The sequence below is a fragment of the Acetobacterium sp. genome, from assembly GCF_039830195.1.
GTDB lineage: Bacteria > Bacillota > Clostridia > Eubacteriales > Eubacteriaceae > Acetobacterium.
In genome coordinates this window covers 60702-78025 of the sequence record NZ_JBDODG010000035.1, presented here as the reverse complement: position 1 = coordinate 78025, position 17324 = coordinate 60702, and the positions used below count along the sequence as shown (strand labels likewise).

Annotated in this window: 19 protein-coding genes; all 19 read left to right on the top strand. The window is 43.1% G+C overall.

Going from position 1 to position 17324, the window contains the following annotated elements; translation table 11 throughout:
- The first annotated feature begins 20 nt into the window (after nt 1–20).
- The 19 genes from ABGU93_RS11335 (at nt 21) to dnaB (ending at nt 17323) form a co-directional block, all read left to right on the top strand.
- Complete coding sequence (locus tag ABGU93_RS11335) at nt 21–983, top strand: YidC/Oxa1 family membrane protein insertase (RefSeq protein ID WP_347413561.1); 963 nt, start codon at nt 21–23, stop codon at nt 981–983.
- A gap of 31 nt (nt 984–1014) precedes the next feature.
- Nucleotides 1015–1644, top strand: coding sequence for an RNA-binding cell elongation regulator Jag/EloR (gene jag, locus ABGU93_RS11330; protein WP_347413560.1), 630 nt, complete (start codon nt 1015–1017; stop codon nt 1642–1644).
- 145 nt (nt 1645–1789) lie between these two features.
- Entirely contained in the window at nt 1790–3169 is a 1380-nt protein-coding gene (gene mnmE, locus ABGU93_RS11325) for a tRNA uridine-5-carboxymethylaminomethyl(34) synthesis GTPase MnmE (protein ID WP_347413559.1), read from the top strand.
- 10 nt (nt 3170–3179) lie between these two features.
- The gene (mnmG, locus tag ABGU93_RS11320; RefSeq protein WP_347413558.1) at nt 3180–5081 is read left to right on the top strand and encodes a tRNA uridine-5-carboxymethylaminomethyl(34) synthesis enzyme MnmG; all 1902 of its coding nucleotides are present in this window, start codon (nt 3180–3182) and stop codon (nt 5079–5081) included.
- The gene (gene rsmG / locus ABGU93_RS11315; RefSeq protein WP_347413557.1) at nt 5074–5796 is read left to right on the top strand and encodes a 16S rRNA (guanine(527)-N(7))-methyltransferase RsmG; all 723 of its coding nucleotides are present in this window, start codon (nt 5074–5076) and stop codon (nt 5794–5796) included. Before mnmG ends, rsmG begins: the two co-directional genes overlap by 8 nt.
- A gap of 233 nt (nt 5797–6029) precedes the next feature.
- Nucleotides 6030–6794, top strand: coding sequence for a ParA family protein (locus tag ABGU93_RS11310; protein ID WP_347413556.1), 765 nt, complete (start codon nt 6030–6032; stop codon nt 6792–6794).
- Nucleotides 6795–6796: 2 nt separating this feature from the next.
- Nucleotides 6797–7693 carry a ParB/RepB/Spo0J family partition protein gene (locus tag ABGU93_RS11305; protein ID WP_347413555.1) on the top strand — a complete coding sequence of 299 codons (897 nt, stop codon included), beginning with the start codon at nt 6797–6799 and terminating at the stop codon, nt 7691–7693.
- Nucleotides 7694–7738: 45 nt separating this feature from the next.
- Complete coding sequence (locus ABGU93_RS11300) at nt 7739–8821, top strand: hypothetical protein (protein ID WP_347413554.1); 1083 nt, start codon at nt 7739–7741, stop codon at nt 8819–8821.
- Entirely contained in the window at nt 8818–9471 is a 654-nt protein-coding gene (locus ABGU93_RS11295; protein WP_347413553.1) for a CvpA family protein, read from the top strand. The genes ABGU93_RS11300 and ABGU93_RS11295 overlap by 4 nt, the downstream gene beginning before the upstream one ends.
- A gap of 9 nt (nt 9472–9480) precedes the next feature.
- Nucleotides 9481–10377 (top strand): mechanosensitive ion channel family protein, encoded by an 897-nt coding sequence (locus tag ABGU93_RS11290; protein ID WP_347413552.1) that lies wholly within the window; start codon nt 9481–9483, stop codon nt 10375–10377.
- A complete protein-coding gene (locus ABGU93_RS11285; protein ID WP_347413551.1) occupies nt 10367–10573 on the top strand; it encodes a DUF951 domain-containing protein in 207 nt (68 codons plus the stop codon). Before ABGU93_RS11290 ends, ABGU93_RS11285 begins: the two co-directional genes overlap by 11 nt.
- Nucleotides 10570–11202, top strand: a complete 633-nt coding sequence (locus ABGU93_RS11280) for a stage II sporulation protein M (RefSeq protein WP_347413550.1) — start codon at nt 10570–10572, stop codon at nt 11200–11202. Before ABGU93_RS11285 ends, ABGU93_RS11280 begins: the two co-directional genes overlap by 4 nt.
- Before the next feature lie 112 nt (nt 11203–11314).
- Complete coding sequence (rpsF, locus tag ABGU93_RS11275; RefSeq protein ID WP_026394927.1) at nt 11315–11602, top strand: 30S ribosomal protein S6; 288 nt, start codon at nt 11315–11317, stop codon at nt 11600–11602.
- An 11-nt stretch (nt 11603–11613) separates the two neighbouring features.
- Nucleotides 11614–12057, top strand: a complete 444-nt coding sequence (ssb, locus tag ABGU93_RS11270; protein WP_347413549.1) for a single-stranded DNA-binding protein — start codon at nt 11614–11616, stop codon at nt 12055–12057.
- Nucleotides 12058–12074: 17 nt separating this feature from the next.
- Nucleotides 12075–12302 carry a 30S ribosomal protein S18 gene (rpsR, locus tag ABGU93_RS11265; RefSeq protein WP_026394929.1) on the top strand — a complete coding sequence of 76 codons (228 nt, stop codon included), beginning with the start codon at nt 12075–12077 and terminating at the stop codon, nt 12300–12302.
- 281 nt (nt 12303–12583) lie between these two features.
- Nucleotides 12584–13537, top strand: coding sequence for a DUF2232 domain-containing protein (locus ABGU93_RS11260; protein WP_347413548.1), 954 nt, complete (start codon nt 12584–12586; stop codon nt 13535–13537).
- Nucleotides 13534–15507 (top strand): DHH family phosphoesterase, encoded by a 1974-nt coding sequence (locus ABGU93_RS11255; RefSeq protein WP_347413547.1) that lies wholly within the window; start codon nt 13534–13536, stop codon nt 15505–15507. Before ABGU93_RS11260 ends, ABGU93_RS11255 begins: the two co-directional genes overlap by 4 nt.
- The gene (gene rplI, locus ABGU93_RS11250) at nt 15504–15953 is read left to right on the top strand and encodes a 50S ribosomal protein L9 (protein ID WP_347413546.1); all 450 of its coding nucleotides are present in this window, start codon (nt 15504–15506) and stop codon (nt 15951–15953) included. The genes ABGU93_RS11255 and rplI overlap by 4 nt, the downstream gene beginning before the upstream one ends.
- A 14-nt stretch (nt 15954–15967) precedes the next feature.
- Nucleotides 15968–17323, top strand: a complete 1356-nt coding sequence (gene dnaB / locus ABGU93_RS11245; protein ID WP_347413545.1) for a replicative DNA helicase — start codon at nt 15968–15970, stop codon at nt 17321–17323.
- Nucleotide 17324: the final 1 nt, after the last annotated feature.

Sequence of the window (17324 nt, the reverse complement as noted above, 5' to 3'; positions counted from 1 at the left end):
AAAACTTAAGGAGTTAATGAATGGAGTTTTTATACCAGATCTTTGGTTGGATGCTATTCCAGATTTATGGGATTGTCCATAGTTATGGATTATCAATCATCATTTTTACAATATTTATGAAGGTGTTATTACTGCCTCTTAATATTAAACAAACCAAATCCATGAAGGATATGCAACGCCTTCAGCCGGAATTACAGAAACTTAATAAAAAATACAAGAATAATAAAGAAAAATTAAATGAAGAAACCTTAAAACTATACAAAACCTTTAAGGTTAATCCAGCCGGTGGTTGTTTACCACTTTTATTGCAATTTCCAATTTTAATTGGGCTTTATCAGACTTTACTACATCCGGAAACCTGGGTGTTTGTCAATGGAACCATCAGCGGAATTGACATGTCCTTTTTATGGATGGAGAGTTTGAGCGTTCCGGATCCAATTTATGTATTACCGATCTTAGCTGCTTTATTTACCTTTATCACTCAGAAATTTACGATGGCAGCACAACCGGTCACTAATCCGGACGATCCCAATGCTAAAACCCAGAAAATTATGCTTTATGCCATGCCGATTATGATTGGATACATCTCCATTTCCATGCCGGCTGGGGTCGCGCTTTACTGGGTCGTTCAGAATATCTTTACCTTTGTCCAGCAGTTTATTATGATGAAAATTCCCGAACCGGATATTTCCATCGAAGAAGCTGAACGACGGGTTCGCGAAGCGGAAGAAGAACGAAAGGCTGAATTAGCGGCCAAACGGGCGGCAGCCAATCCGAATGCCCCTAAAGAAAGTAAAAAGAATCCGAGTGATGAGCCGAAAAAACCCTTAACACGGCCGGCTTCTCATAAAAGAATACAAAGTTCAAAATCCTATCAGCCAGCGGAGCAACAGCGAAAGAAACCATCAGTTGAAATTCCCGAGCGCGACGCGGCTCAGGAAGAAGCCTATCAAAAAGCCAAGGAACGTTATGATAACAAGTAAAAATGATGACTGAAAGCTAAGGAGAGGGAAAATGAATAAGACAGTAACGGGTACTGGTAAAACCGTAGAAGATGCTATTAATCATGGTTTGCAACAACTTGGTGTGACGAAAGAACAAGTTGAAACAAATGTATTGCAAGTACCAGACAGTGGGTTAATGAAGATTTTTGGAAAAAAAGAAGCCATTGTTGAGGTATCACTCATAAATAATCCTGAACAGCGGGCCCTTGATTTTTTAAATGATGTCCTTGACGCTATGAAAATCAACTGTAAAATCCATACTCGTCTCGAGGATAAAGTATTATTCATTGATCTGGAAGGTCAGGATATGGGCGTTTTAATCGGACGTCGTGGTCAAACTCTTGATTCTCTCCAATATTTAGTCAGTTTAGTTATCAATCGACAGCATGAAGAATATGTTCGGGTTATTCTGGATACCGAAAACTACCGGGCTAAGCGGGAAAAGACACTGGAAGATCTGGGTGAAAAAATGGCCAACAAAGCCGTTTATTATCAAAAGAAAATGCTGTTGGAGCCGATGAACCCTTCTGAACGGCGTGTCATTCATGCGAAACTTCAAAATCACGACAAGGTCTTTACCTTTAGTGAAGGGGAAGAGCCTTATCGCCGGGTTGTTATCCAATTAAAAGATAAAAACTAATAAATTAAAACAAATAGCAGGGCACTTTGCAAGTTAGCTTAAGAGTTAATTGTAAAGTGCCTTTTTATTGGGCCATACTTGTCAAGCTCGGGGTTTTATTATATTATAATAGATTAGGAAACGATTATTGAGACAGGAGAAAAAATTGGAAGTCTTATTACAAAACGAAGATACCATTGCCGCGGTAGCCACCGGAATGGGCGGCGCTGGAATTGGCATTATCCGAATCAGCGGATCTCAAGCAGTGGCATTGGGCAATAAGCTGTTTGTCAATCCCCGGGGAAAAACTCTGGCCGCAGCTAAAAGCCATGAATTAATTTACGGACGAATTGTGGATCCAACTGAAAGCAAAGATATTGATGAGGTCCTCATTTCTAAAATGATGGGTCCCCACTCTTATACAGCCGAAGATGTGGTCGAGATTAACTGTCATGGGGGAATTGTCCCGATGCGTAAGATATTAAAGCTGGTCATTCAAGCTGGTGCCCGATTGGCCGAACCCGGAGAATTTACTAAACGGGCTTTTTTAAATGGACGCCTGGACCTGACCCAGGCCGAAGCCGTCATTGATATCATCAATGCCAAAACCGAAAAAAGTCTGGAGTATTCGGTGGCCCAATTGGAAGGGCGACTGTCGCAGAAACTGGAAGAACTGGATGAGACGCTCGTCGGGATTTTATCCCATATGGAAGTCAATATTGATTATCCCGAATATGATATTGAAGAAATCTCCTATGATTTTGTCAATAGCCAGATCTTGGGACTACTTTCCAAAATCAAAGAAATTCTGGTGGTGGCAGAAACCGGTAAAATTTACCGGGAGGGTATCACCACCGCAATTCTCGGTGAGCCGAATGTTGGAAAATCATCGCTATTAAATACCTTATTAATGGAAAATAAAGCCATCGTCACGGATATACCCGGAACAACCCGGGATACCATTGAAGAATATATTAATATCGAAGGGATTCCCTTTAAAATTATCGATACCGCCGGGATCAGAGAAACCGATAACTTGGTCGAAAAAATCGGGGTGGAAAAATCCCGCTCGCTTTTAAACCAAACCAATCTGGTAATCTTTATGCGTGATATTTCAAAGGAAATGTCCGCCGGTGAAAAGGAACTGATCGAGTTGCTGAAAAACCGCAAAACCATTTATATTGCCAATAAGACCGATGCCATCAGCGGAACCGATATCGCGATCCCAGAGCCCTGGATTCCGATGTCGCTGTTGGAAGATCAGGGGATCGAAACGCTGCGACAGAAAATGCTGGAAATGGTTTTTGAAGGAACGGTTAATCAGGATGCGGACTACCTGATCACCAATACCCGACACATTCAATTATTAGAAACAACCCAAAAAAGTTTGGAAAATGCCATTAACACCATGGCCAGCCAAATGCCCCTGGAACTTGTCAGTATTGACGTCATGGAAGCGTTAGAGGCACTCCGGGGCATTACCGGCAAGGCCGTTGGCATGGATATCATCGATCAGATTTTTAAGAATTTTTGTATTGGAAAGTAGAGGAGAGAAAATGACATACCCTGGAGGAGACTACGACATTATCGTTATTGGCGCCGGCCATGCGGGTTCTGAAGCAGCACTGGCCAGTGCCAGAATTGGACTAAAAACCCTGTTATTGACGATCAATCTGGATTCGGTGGCGATGATGCCCTGCAATCCATCCATTGGTGGCACCGGGAAAGGACATCTGGTTAGAGAAATTGATGCCCTTGGCGGTGAAATGGGAAAAAACATTGATGCAACGATGATTCAATGTAAGATGTTAAATACCGCAAAAGGTCCGGCGGTCCACTCACTGCGGGCTCAGGCTGATAAAAAAGCCTACCAGTTCCGGATGAAAGAAGTGATCGAGAACCAGGTGAACCTTCTCTTAAAACAGCAGGAAGCTACCGAAATTATTGTCAAAGATGGAAAGATCACCGGTGTGATGGTTAATACCGGCGCGGTTTATAACTGTCAGGCCGCGATCATCTGCAGTGGCACCTATTTAAAGGGTCGCATCATTATCGGTGATGTCCAATACGATGGCGGACCTAATGGTTTATTTCCGGCCATGTATTTATCCGACAGTCTGGAGAAAAATGGCATCGCGCTTCAGCGTTTTAAAACCGGAACCCCAGCCCGGGTTGATGCAAAAACCCTTGATTATTCCAAAATGATTATCCAGGAAGGTGACGAACATATCGTGCCCTTTTCCTTTGAAACCGATCAGATTGACATCGACCAGGTACCTTGCTACCTGACCTATACCAATCCGGAAACCCATAATATTATCAATGCCAATATCACACGATCACCGCTGTACACCGGCGAAGTAGTGGGGATTGGTCCCCGTTACTGCCCTTCCATTGAGACCAAGGTGATGCGCTTTCACGATAAGGACCGACATCAGATTTTTATGGAACCGGAAGGATTAAATACCAATGAAATCTACGTCCAGGGGATGTCCTCCTGTCTGCCGGAGGATGTACAGATCGCTCTATACCGAACGGTGCCGGGAATGGAAAAGGTGGAGTTTATGCGCTCAGCCTATGCCATCGAATATGACTGCATTCATCCAACCCGATTAAAGGCGTCCCTGGAGTCTAAGGAGGTAGCGGGATTGTTTTTTGCTGGACAGATAAACGGTACCTCCGGTTACGAAGAAGCGGGAGCTCAGGGGCTGATCGCCGGCATTAATGCATCGCTCTATTTACGGGGTGAACAACCGGTGATTATCGATCGATCCGAAGGTTATATTGGGGTACTCATCGATGATATTATCACTAAGGGGATCGACGAACCTTATCGAATGATGACTTCCCGGGCCGAATACCGATTATTGTTGCGACAGGATAACGCCGATCTGCGCTTAACTGAGATCGGATATCGGGTCGGGTTGATCAGCGCGGATCGTTATCAGAAGTTTCTGGCGAAAAAGGAACAGATCAAACAGGAGATTATTCGTCTCAATCAGGTCATCGTCAAACCCAATCAGGAAAAAAATGAGGTGCTTAAGTCCTTTGGCAGCTCAGAGATCCAGCATGGATTATCGATCGGCGAACTGATCAGACGGCCGGAAGTTAAATACCTACAAACCGAGATCTTTGACCCAGAGCGACCAGCCCTGCACTGGAGCGTGGTTGAACAAGTTGAAGTTCAGATCAAATATGAAGGCTATATTAAAAAACAACTGCAACAGGTGGAACAATTTAAGAAACTTGAGCATAAACTGATCCCCCCGGAACTTGATTACACTAAAATTGGTGGATTACGGATCGAAGCCGCCGAAAAACTTCAAGAAATAAAGCCCTTATCGATGGGGCAGGCGTCGCGGATTTCCGGAGTTTCTCCAGCGGATATTTCGGTTTTATTAATTGCATTGGAACAGCGTCGCAGGAGTTCAGATAAGGATGGAACAGATCATGAATAGTCGTATCGAAAAGTTGATTGCCATGGGCAAAGAGGTTGAAATAACCATTAATGAAAAACAGGCCGAAAAGCTGATTGCGTATATGGATCAATTGCTGGAAAAGAATAAACACATCAATCTGACCCGGATTACCGATGAAGATGAGTTTATTAAGCTCCATTTACTCGATTCCCTAACCCTGCTTAAACTGATCAAAAACTCTCAGGCAAGCATTCTGGATGTGGGAACCGGTGGTGGGTTCCCGGGCATTCCGTTAGCAATTCTACTAGAAAAAGCGGAGATTACGCTGATGGATTCCACTAAAAAGAAACTGAATGTGGTTCAGTCTATTGCCCAGGAGTTAGGGATTAGCAACGTTCAAATTCTCCACGGCAGAGCCGAAGAATTAGGGCAGGACAGCGCTTATCGGGAAAAATATGAAGTTGTCACTTCCCGGGCAGTGGCAAATCTGACTCTTCTTTCGGAATATTGTTTGCCGCTGACAAAGGTCGGCGGGCAGTTTTTATCGATGAAAGGAAGAGACTATCAGGAAGAATTGGCAGCAGCCAGAAAACCAATCGCCGTTTTGGGTGGGAAAATAGTTGAAATAGAAAAGGGTTTATTACTGCAAAGCGATTATGTTCATGTTATAATGAATGTGGAAAAAATAAAACCAACACCAATTCTATTTCCGCGAATAAATGGCAAGATTAAGAAGGAAGCTTTCCCAGTTTAAGGGTTAAAATGACAAGAAGAAATAAAGGGTTATATGATACCATTTGACCTGGTTTTCGAGATGTTTCACGTGAAACATCTCGAAAAGGAAATGCGGAGAGAGTAAAACTTCGCATATGTTTCACGTGAAACATTAAACAGACAAAAATCAAGAGCATTAGAACTAAACGGGACAGATGCTTTTATGGCTGTTTTGTAAACAAAGAACGAGTGATTAAATTTAAGGAGTGGAATATGGCGAAAATCGTGGCAGTATTTAATCAAAAAGGTGGGGTTGGGAAAACAACCACAAATATAAATTTAACCACTGCCCTCAGTTTGGAAGGATACCGGATCCTGGTTATCGACATCGACCCCCAGGGGAATACCAGCAGCGGATTCGGAATCGAAAAGAACAATCTGGAAAAAAGCGTCTACAATGGTATAATCCACGGCGATGATCTTAAAGAGATCATTCTGACGACTTCCTATGAGAATCTTCATATTCTACCATCCCATCCAGATCTGGCCGGGGCAGAGATTGAATTGACCAATATGCCTCAGCGAGAGTTGCGCCTTAAAAATAGCATCGAAAATATTAAACCCTTCTATGATTATATATTTATTGATTGCCCGCCATCATTAGGATTATTGACCATTAATGCCCTAGCAATGACAAATACGGTATTGATACCGATCCAATGCGAGTTCTATGCTTTAGAAGGGGTGAGTCAATTGATGAATACCATTAGTCTGGTCAAACAGGGGTTGAATCCGCAACTGGAAATCGAGGGCGTGTTGATGACTATGTTCGATAGTCGCACTAACTTATCAAATCAGGTTGTGGATGAAGTGGTTGACTATTTTAAAGATAAGGTTTATGAAACAATGATCCCCCGAAATGTAAGGTTGGCCGAAGCACCGAGCTACGGACAGACTATTTTTGAATATGCTAACGCATCAAAAGGATCAAAAGCATATCTGGCACTGGCAAAAGAGTTTATACAGAGACAGGAGTAGTTATGGGAAAAAATACAGGTTTAGGAAAAGGTCTGAGAGCGTTGTTTCCCGAAGAAGCGGTGGTAACTTCACAAGAAGATGAATTGTTGGAGGTTGACCTTGAAAAGCTGGTTTTTTATGTAAAAACAAATAATATTCGACCAAACCCGAAACAACCCCGCAAAACCTTTGATCGCAATAAATTGGAAGAATTGGGCGCATCAATCAAAGAACATGGCATTGTCCAGCCACTGGTGGTCAAACCGGAAATAAAGGGTTATACCATTATTGCGGGAGAAAGACGCTGGCGGGCGGCAAATATGATCGGTCTGAAAGAGGTTCCGGTTATCGTCAAAGATCTACCGCCAGAAGAAGTGCTGGAGATTGCCATTATTGAAAATGTTCAGCGGGAAAACCTGAACAGCATCGAAGAAGCCCTGGCCTTTGAAGCTTTGATGGAGAACTTTAATCTGACCCAGGGAGAAATTGGCATCCGGATCGGAAAAAGCCGAACCGCTATTGCCAACACCCTCAGACTGTTAAAACTGCCGAAAAGCATTCAGGACCAATTGGCTCAGGGCCTGGTTACATCGGGCCATGCCCGGGCCATTCTGATTCTGGAAGACCCGGAAAGAATGGAAGCCTTTGCCAATGAGATCATTGAAAAAGGAATGAGTGTCAGGGAAACCGAAAATCGCATCAAAAAAATGCAAACCGAAGGTTTGGCAAAACCGCTGCAGAAGAAAAAAGAAGATACGAGCGGGTACATCATCGAAATCCAGGATGCATTGGAAAAAAAATTTGCAACAAAAGTGCATTTAAGCAGCCGTGGTAAAAAAGGAAAAATTGAGTTTGTCTATTCGTCACTGGAAGAATTGGATCGCCTGCTCGAACAATTGGGATATGAAAAAACAAACTAATGATCAGTCAAATTATGACAATTCAATTATGAAATGGAGATAATAATGAATCAAATCAAAAGAAAGAGACGATTGTCTGCTCTTGAAGCGGCAGTATTAGGGAATATTCTTTATATTGTGATTGTTCTGATATTTAAAAATGTGTTTGATGTGATCAGAACAAGCGATTTCAACTATTTGTTTAACGGCATCCAGTTATTGACGATTGGGGTATTCTGGATTACCTTGTTTGCAATCTGCTTTAAGAGTATCAGTGGAAATGAAAAACCAAAGGCATTCAGATATGTCCTTTACAGTCTCGTTCCGATTATCGTTTTAACGGTAACATTAACCGTCGTTTCCAGCATATTTCCAGGGCAGGATACGAACAGTATCTGGAACCAATTTGCCTTTATTGCCGCACCTACTATTTTCTGGTATCTGCCATACGGACTAATTTATCAATTAATTGGTAGTGAGATATCAATTTTTGCATTCTTTGGGATTGCATTAGCACTTACCATCGCATTTCAGGTGTTTGGGATCGTTTTAGGACGCGCCCTGGGTCGCAAGTACTGGGAAGAAACAAAAGCCGAAGATCAGCGGGATCTGGAGTATGATCTGGAAACGAAGAAAGACAAGAAAAAAAACCGAAAAAAATCGCGCACACCAAAGCGTGAAAGTATTGGTCTGGAAGGTCTTTCCAATGAACAGATTAATGAAGGATTCACCCCCGAGGCACCTGAAACGATGAACATGACTGAAGTAATCTTTGATGATACCGCTGCCGGGTCAGAACGGACAGATTACAAAAAAAGCCGCCGGATCAAATCGGAAACCGGACTTTTTGAAAAAATCAATCCGGTCGGAGAAGAAAGTAAATTTTCTTCAGAAAAGGTTCCACAATCCTATGAGACAGAAATAAAACCAGCTGCCATTCCGGAAATTAAAATAGAAACAGCAAGTAACAAAGCTCAGTCAGAAACAGTCGGCGATTGGAACCGGTCTCAACCCGTTGATCTAAAAAATCTGAATCAAGGGCTGAACCAACACGAAGAAACCGACGATAAGTCATTTTTAATGGAAACAAGTGCGGTGCGGATTATCAACGAAGAAGACATCGAAGAATATTACAGGAATAAAAAATGAGTCTTGGAGCATTGACATCACTTGATTACATTTACATCCTGATCTGCTTGTTTTCGGGAATTATAGGATTCAAACGAGGTGCAATAAATACCCTGATCAGTTTCGGGGGATTTATTGCATCTTTTGTAATCGCCTGGATTTTTTCACCGCTGCTGGCAGACTGGCTGATCCAGTCGGGAGTACTAGACAGCTTATTCGCAACCATCAATGTGGAAGCCGTTTCCCAGTCGCTGATGGATCTGGGTGCCCAGCAAAGCGGTTTAACCACCGCGCTGTTGGGATTCGCCAACATCACCGGTAGTGAAGCCATCATCGATCAGAGCCTTATCACCATGACTGAGCTGATTAAGCATGGTATTGCCCAAAGCATCGGCTTCGGAATCATTGTCTTGGGAGTTTCAGTTTTTTGCTGGATCCTGCAGATTATTTTTCTGGGAATAACAAAGCTTCCAATCATCGGAACCATCAATCGACTGGCGGGAATGGTGATTGGACTGATTTTAGGAGGGGCAATCATTGCGGTTACGCTGTGGGTATTTTCAGTCATCAATCTTTCAACCGGTGGCGTGTCAAATCTGCCAACGGCCGAAAACAGCAGCCTGCTACAGCTTGCCGCACCAATGGTATTTAAATATATGGGAATTCAATAGGAGATGATAATGGAATATCTAACAACAAGTTTAACATCCTATTTTAATCAAATCGACTTTTCACATCTTTTGCAAAAATGTCTGGTTTCGGGAATTGTCCTGATCGCAGTTGTGATCAGTTTAAAAATTACCTTTAGTGTTGTCGACCGGATCTTTGACGGGGAAAAGGCTGGCCTGGAACCCCGAGACTCCCGGCGCATCACGACCTTAAACCACGTCACCAAAACTGCTGCCAGAGCCAGCATCTGGACCCTGGCCGGGCTGATTATCCTGGGCCAGTTTATCAATGTAGGATCGCTACTGGCGGTAGCCGGCGTCGGAACCCTGGCGATTGGGTTTGGGGCTCAGGGCATTGTCGAAGACGTCATGAGCGGATTTGTGATTGTATTTGAAAATCAATTCAGTGTCGGTGATTATGTGATCATTGACGAAACCCATTACGGGATTGTCGAGACCATTGGCATCCGTACCACCAGCATCAGGGAATTTAATGGGGGGCTCTTTATCATTCACAACGGAAAGATTGATCGTTTAGTAAATTATTCCAAGGGGCATATGAAAGCAATTGTGGAAGTAAGTATTGCCTATGAGGAAGATGTAAATAAGGTAATGAAAATACTGGAAGAGACTTGTGAGGATTTATATAAAAATCATGAAGAACTATTTAAAACGCGACCGGAAATTCAGGGCGTAACACGACTGGATCCTTCAGCAGTTATTATTCGTGTGGTTTGTGATGAGGATGCATCGTCAAAGTTTGCAGCAGAAAATGCACTAAGGCAGCGAATCAAAGAAGTTTTTGATGAAAAAGGAATTGAAATTCCTTATAATAAAACCGTCATTTACAATCGTGATTCAGCTATAGACGTGAAGATAAAAGAAGCAGAGGTAAAACATGGAAGCTAAGGTTTATGCATTAGGGGATCGGGTAGAAATGAAAAAAAAGCACCCCTGTGGGAGTTTTGAATGGGAAATTATCCGGGTTGGAGCAGATATCAAAATAAAATGCCTGGGCTGCGGCCATATTGTGATGCTGCAACGGTCAAAATTCAATAAACAGATCAAGAAAATTCTGAGCGGCGAGAGCAAAGGAGAAGTATGAAAACTTTTTTTATGACCCAATGGCATGGCGCAGAAACCTACTTTGAAAAAAATCTTAAATCAACATTTTATTTTTGTCTGGCTTTTTTTGGCATTATGATTGTGTTAAATTCCCTGCTTTTTCTCAGTGATCCAGCCTTGAGTCAAAGCTATTTTAATGAGTTGCAGTCGCTGTTTAATCAGAAGGAATTTCTAGATGGTACTGGTATCGACCTCTGGTTCGGCATTTTTTTAAATAATGTTATTGCCAGTGGAATCAGCAGCCTTTTGGGTGCTATTCCTTTTTTGTTTTTGCCGATGTTTTCGCTGGCGTCTAATGCCATCATTATTGGACTGATTGGAGCCGTTTATCAAACCAACGGCATTGGCTGGTTTGCTTTTCTGGTGGGCGTTTTGCCCCATGGAATGATTGAGATTCCGGCCCTGGTTTTAGGAGTAACGCTGGGAGTTCATCTCTGTTACAAACTTTCGAAGACCATTTTAAGAAGAAGTATTAAAGGGGAATTAAAACAGGCAGTGATCGGATGTTTACGGATATATCTATTATGGCTGATACCGCTCTTTTTAATTGCGGCATTCATCGAAACATTTATGACGCCAATTCTATTTAATGCGGTTGTGCCGGTGTAAATAAAAAATAAAAAGAAAACCCTTGCATGAATTGTAAGATATGATATAATTAAAAGCTGTAATCCTTGCTCGCTGGAAAAGTGAGCCATAGTCCATGAGGAGGTGAAATGGAATGAGAGTATACGAAACATTATTTGTTTTAAAACCGGATCTTGAAAAAGAAGCGATTGAAGAATTAGTAGGCAAAGTAAAGGCTGTAATTGAAGCAGCTGGAGAAATTGAAAAAGTCGACGAATGGGGCAAAAGAAAATTAGCCTACGAAATCGATAAAAAGTATCAAGAAGGTTTCTACGTATTAGTAGACTTCAAAGCTGAGAACTCAGTACTTGATGCATTGGATCATTTATACAAAATTAACGAACAGTTTATTCGAAGCATCGTTATTAAAAAAGAGAAATAGGGGGCAGTTCTGTGAATAAAGTAATTCTAGTAGGAAGACTAACCCGAGATCCTGAGGTAAAAAACACAACAACGGGCAAAGCGGTAGCTACATTTACCTTAGCGGTGGATCGTCGTTTTAAAAACAAAGATGGTCAAAAAGAAGCAGACTTTGTGCCAATCGTTGTGTGGGGAAAACAGGCAGAATTTGCCGGACAATATTTGTCAAAGGGGAGCCAAATTGGCGTATCAGGACGACTACAAGTAAGAAGTTACGACGCACAGGATGGTCAACGACGTTATGTGACGGAAGTTGTTGCCGATGAGATTAATTTCCTGTCATCCAGCCGGAAAGATTCCAACGCCGGATTCCAGCAAACTTCAGCGCCACGAGTAGATAATAATAACAATATGTCAGTCATGGGACTGGATGAAGATTTTCATCTGATGGCCGATGATGACGATATACCTTTTTAAGATAGGAGGAAAATACAATGCCAAAGCCATTTAAAAAGAGAAGAAAAGTTTGTGAGTTCTGCGAACGAAAAGTAGAAAATGTAGATTATAAAGATGTAATCACACTGAAGAAATTCGTTTCTGAACGTGGGAAAATTCTACCAAGACGAGCCACTGGCACCTGTGCTAAACATCAGAGAAAGGTAACTGAAGCGATTAAACGTGCGCGAAACGTTGCCCTTTTACCATATAGCTCAAATAACTAAAAATTTTAAGGCTGTTTATTTCAGGAAGGACCTGAGGTGAACAGCTTTTTCTATGTCATGGATAATCAGGGTCCACCAATTAGGAGCTGGCACATTGAATAAAACCGGATCGATCACAATTACAACAGTCGCATCTGGTGACGAGTTTTACACCGAAATTCAAGATAAAGACAAACAAAAATAATGGGCATTTTCTTTTATTGTGATATAATGGTTCAGTAACTTTTTACGCATAAATAAACTGCGTATGGGAACAGCTAAGTTGCCAATTTGGAGGATCAATGAAAACACGTGGAATAACAGAAGGTGCCATGTTTTGCGCACTGGGAGTAATTCTTACTTTAGTTAGTTATTATCTGCCTTTCTTTGTATTGTTGGTATTTTTTATACCGGTACCGATGGTTGTGCTGGGAAAGCGCCAGGGACTGAAAGTAAGTGTACTTTCCAGTATTGCCGCCACTATTCTGATCGGTCTGTTTCTGGGACCGCTCAATGCGATTTCCTTCGGAGCGCTGATGCTCTTTGTGGGATGCAGTCTGGGGTTTGCCTATAATCGGGATTTGTCGTCATTCAAAAAAGTCGTTATCGGAGTTCTTGGTTTTTCAATTCTGTTGATTGCCGTGGTAGCCAGCTACGAGCTGGTAATGGGGATCGGTTTTACCAGTCTGCTGTTCCAGACCCTGGAGCAGAGCACCAGCGAGGTAATGACATTTTATGAAACCGCCAATCTCATGGATGCGGAACAATTGGCAATCGCGAAAACCACCATGGAAAAAAATATCGAAATGATGAAGCTGGTACTGCCCAGCGCATTTTTACTGCTGCCCGTTATTTTTGGGATGGTCAATGTTGTGGTCTCAGACATGATTCTAAAACGAATCGGGTATCCGGTCAAAACCTTTAAGCCCCTTAGCCAATGGGAAATGCCGGTAACCCTCAAATACTTTTTAATGGTGCTGTTGCTTGGTGATTTTATGGTCAGTATGTTCCAGTTATCCAGTATACCGCAGATATACATTGTGACAGTGATGAACTTTGTCAATATTATTTTCTTCGTTATGGGGCTGTCGCTGATGCTTAATTATATGGAATATAAACAACTGTCGAACAAAGGACTCAAAGTGCTGGTCGTTTTTCTGGGTTTTTTAATAAGTTCGATCGTGACCATTGTGGGGGTAGCTGATACTTATATCGGAATTCGCCGGATTTTTAGAAGGGAGTCCCAGATAAAATGAAAGAATCAAAGAAAGATATTGTCCGGTTCGCTATCGCGGCGCAGTTGATGGTTTCCATTGCACTTGGTTTTTATAATATCTTCCTGGGAATTGCCGGGGTTATAGTCTTTGTGATTCTGATTATCTACTATACCAAAAATACCAGCATCGACGAAATTAAAATCGATAAGGCCATTGATGAAATATATAGCGATCTCGATAAGATCAACCAGGAGCGAATGTATGAAATGCCCATCGCCATGGCCATTGTTGATAATGAAGGGATGATTTACTGGTATAATCAGGCCTTTGGAAAGGCCTTCAAGAAAGAAAAAGAAGGCTTATTCAAAAAGAGTATTATCGAAGAACTGGATTTTAAACTGGATGAAGCGGTAAAGGCCGATGAATTCACCTTCCATTACGAAGAACGGGATTATGGGGTGGTTACCAATGCCTTCTCGGACAAGGTTCACAGTTTTGAGCTGCTCCATTTTTTTGATATCACCGAACAAAGCAAGCAGCGGCAACTATATCGAAAAAATTCGCCCCTGTTTTGCTATATTGTGATCGACAATTATGATGATATCATCGAGCAGATTCCCAGTCATAAGCGCTCGGCGATTCTGGGTAAGGTCGATCTCAAGCTGAACGAATGGGCAAAACAGCTGGGCAGCGTTATTATTGAATACGAAAGTGACCGCTATCTGATGATTTTTGAACGCGGCAAAATCTGTGCGCTCGAAAAAGAAAATTTCAAAATACTGGATGAGGTCCGGGAAATTGAAAATGATGAAAAAGTTCCCATTACCCTCAGTATTGGTATTGGTATCTCGGAGAGTATTCTGGGAATTACTGAATCTCAGGAATTATCCCATTCAGCCCTGGATATTGCCCTGGCTCGCGGGGGCGATCAGGCAGTGGTCCGTCAGGATGAAAAAATGTCTTTTTATGGCGGCAAAACCGAAGCCACCGAAAAGCGAACCAAGGTCAAGGCCCGGGTTAAGGCTTACGGCCTAAAAGAGCTGATTAAAGAGTCGGACCACGTCCTGATGATGGGCCATCAAAACCCGGATATGGATTGTCTGGGTTCGGCAGTGGGGTTGCTGGGAGCTTGTAAATCGCTGGGGAAAGAAGGCAAAATTGTGATTCGGGAGATCAACTACTCGATTAAATCGCTTTTTGACTATCTGTTGGAAAATGAAGCCTATCAGGATGCCTTTATTACCCCCAAAGAAGCCGAAAGTTATGCCACAAAAAATACCTTGTTAATTATTATAGACACCCAAACGGTGAATTATCTGGAAATGCCAGATCTGGTCGATCAGATCCCTAAAATTGTCGTCATTGATCATCATCGACGATCGGGGAAAGCCATTAAAGAAACCCTGCTGACCTATACCGAAGCCTATGCTTCTTCCACCTGTGAACTGGTCACCGAACTGCTCCAGTATTTTGATGAGAAAAATCAGCTCACTACCATTGAAGCCAATGCCCTGATGGCGGGGATCTGCATGGACACCAAGATGTTTACCCTGAAAACCGGGGTGCGAACCTTTGAGGCGGCCTCCTATTTAAAAAGAAAGGGTGCCGATACATTAGTCAGCAAAATTTTGCTGCAGGATGACCTCAATACCTATACGGCCAAATCAGATGCTGTCAAGAACGCCAAAATATATTTTGATAACATTGCCATCTCAACCTTTGAGAACAACACCGATTATGGCAAGGTTATTGCCGCCCAGGCTGCTGATGAACTACTGAACATCAAAGGGATTGTGGCCTCTTTCATCATTCTGAAAAATGACGAGGGTCTGGCTATCAGTGCCCGTTCGATGGGCGAAGTCAATGTTCAGGTAATCTTGGAAACACTTGGCGGCGGTGGGCATTTGGCCATTGCCGGAGCACAATTCCCGGGGGAAAAGAATCTTGAAACCGGAAAAGAGCTGTTACTCACGGCCATTAAAACATATAAGAAGGAGAATGGATCATGAAAGTAGTTTTATTAGAAAATGTAAAAAGTGTTGGAAATAAAGGTGATATTGTCGAAGTGAAGGATGGTTACGGCCGGAACTTCCTGATTAAAACCGGCAAGGGTGTCATCGGCAATAAAGAAAACATTGCCATGGCTGAACAAACCAAGGCTGACGAAGCAAAGAAAATGGAAGCAGAACGACAGGCCGCGGTCGAATTGGCAAAAACAATTGATGAAACGGAAATTACCATTACCGAACGAGCTGGGGAAGACGGTAAGCTGTTCGGCTCGGTTACCAGCAAAGACATCACCGAAGCGCTGGAAAAACAAAAAGGTATCAAGGTCGATAAACGCAAGGTTGAGCTGGAAATGCCGCTACGCAATGTGGGCCGGGCTGAAGTTAAAATTAAAACCTATCAGGGCGTGATTGGAAAACTGACCGTGATCATCAAAGGCGAAGCCTAGGAGACCAAGTGGTGATGAATTCCAAAGTCCCTCCCCATAATATCGAAGCAGAGCAGTCTGTTTTAGGCGCCATCCTGATGGATGAGTCAAATATTGCCCGGGCTGAAGAGCTGTTATCACCCCATGATTTTTATCGCGGGGCCCATAAAGAAATTTACGAATCGATGTTGGATCTTCACAATGAAAGAAAACCCATCGATACCGTCACCCTGATCAACTCGCTCAGAAATCGTGGGGTGCTGGAAAAAATCGGTGGGATTGGCTATCTCAGTGAACTGATTGAGATGGTGCCGATTAATCGAAATTATCTGGAATACTGCCAGATCGTTCATGAGAAGGCAGTAATTCGCAATCTTATCCATACCGCGACCCAGATTCTGGAAGACAGCTATGGCCAATACGATAATATCGGAGATGTGATTGACCGCGCCGAACAGGAAATCTTTAAGGTTTCCCAGGGTCGGCGGACCGGTGATTTTCAGAGTATTCAGGAAACCCTCAGCACCACCCTGGCCCAGATTGAGGCCATTGAAAGTAAAAAAGGCAAGCTCACCGGCATCGAAACCGGCTTTACCGAGCTTAACCATATTACCTCCGGTTTACAGCCCTCCGATCTGATTATTGTGGCCGCCCGGCCATCGATGGGAAAAACGGCCTTTGCCTTGAATATCGCCCAAAATGCCGCCATCAAAGATAACCGCTCGGTGGCTATTTTCAGTCTCGAAATGTCCAAGGAACAACTGGTTCAGCGTATGCTTTGCGCCGCCTCGTTGGTGGACAGTAACAACGTTAGAACCGGTAACCTGAGCAAGGAAGACTGGGAGCGAATGGTCGTGGGGTACAATACTCTTTACGGGGCCAGTATCTTTATAGATGATACCCCGGGGATCACAGTTTCTGAAGTCCGCTCCAAATGCCGGCGGCTAAAAACAGAAAAAGCCCTGGATCTGATTGTGATTGACTACCTGCAGTTGATGAGTGGCGGCAGCCGCAGCGAAAACCGGCAAAATGAAATTTCCGAAATGTCACGGGGCTTAAAAGCCCTGGCCCGGGAAATGGAAGCTCCGGTGATTGCTTTATCCCAGCTCAGCCGGGCCCCGGACGCCCGAACCGATCATCATCCGGTCATGTCGGATTTGCGTGAGTCTGGTTCGATCGAGCAGGATGCTGATGTCATCATGCTGTTGTACCGGGAATTTTATTACGATAAAAACCCCGAATTAAAAAACTTATCAGAGGTAATCATCGCCAAGCAACGTAACGGTCCAACCGGAACCGTTCGTCTGGCATGGATTCCCGAATATACAAAATTCAACGATCTGGCTGTGGGTTATAATGAAGATGACTACGGCCCGGATGCGTTTGCATAAA

Coding starts and splice junctions, on each gene's coding strand:
- ABGU93_RS11310 (WP_347413556.1), top strand. CDS start 6,030: ATGGCGAAAATCGTGGCAGTATTTAATCAAAAAGGTGGGGTTGGGAAA.
- rplI (WP_347413546.1), top strand. CDS start 15,504: ATGAAAGTAGTTTTATTAGAAAATGTAAAAAGTGTTGGAAATAAAGGT.
- rpsR (WP_026394929.1), top strand. CDS start 12,075: ATGCCAAAGCCATTTAAAAAGAGAAGAAAAGTTTGTGAGTTCTGCGAA.
- ABGU93_RS11305 (WP_347413555.1), top strand. CDS start 6,797: ATGGGAAAAAATACAGGTTTAGGAAAAGGTCTGAGAGCGTTGTTTCCC.
- jag (WP_347413560.1), top strand. CDS start 1,015: ATGAATAAGACAGTAACGGGTACTGGTAAAACCGTAGAAGATGCTATT.
- rpsF (WP_026394927.1), top strand. CDS start 11,315: ATGAGAGTATACGAAACATTATTTGTTTTAAAACCGGATCTTGAAAAA.
- rsmG (WP_347413557.1), top strand. CDS start 5,074: ATGAATAGTCGTATCGAAAAGTTGATTGCCATGGGCAAAGAGGTTGAA.
- ABGU93_RS11335 (WP_347413561.1), top strand. CDS start 21: ATGGAGTTTTTATACCAGATCTTTGGTTGGATGCTATTCCAGATTTAT.
- ABGU93_RS11300 (WP_347413554.1), top strand. CDS start 7,739: ATGAATCAAATCAAAAGAAAGAGACGATTGTCTGCTCTTGAAGCGGCA.
- ABGU93_RS11255 (WP_347413547.1), top strand. CDS start 13,534: ATGAAAGAATCAAAGAAAGATATTGTCCGGTTCGCTATCGCGGCGCAG.
- ABGU93_RS11290 (WP_347413552.1), top strand. CDS start 9,481: ATGGAATATCTAACAACAAGTTTAACATCCTATTTTAATCAAATCGAC.
- ABGU93_RS11285 (WP_347413551.1), top strand. CDS start 10,367: ATGGAAGCTAAGGTTTATGCATTAGGGGATCGGGTAGAAATGAAAAAA.
- ABGU93_RS11260 (WP_347413548.1), top strand. CDS start 12,584: ATGAAAACACGTGGAATAACAGAAGGTGCCATGTTTTGCGCACTGGGA.
- dnaB (WP_347413545.1), top strand. CDS start 15,968: ATGAATTCCAAAGTCCCTCCCCATAATATCGAAGCAGAGCAGTCTGTT.
- mnmG (WP_347413558.1), top strand. CDS start 3,180: ATGACATACCCTGGAGGAGACTACGACATTATCGTTATTGGCGCCGGC.
- ABGU93_RS11280 (WP_347413550.1), top strand. CDS start 10,570: ATGAAAACTTTTTTTATGACCCAATGGCATGGCGCAGAAACCTACTTT.
- ABGU93_RS11295 (WP_347413553.1), top strand. CDS start 8,818: ATGAGTCTTGGAGCATTGACATCACTTGATTACATTTACATCCTGATC.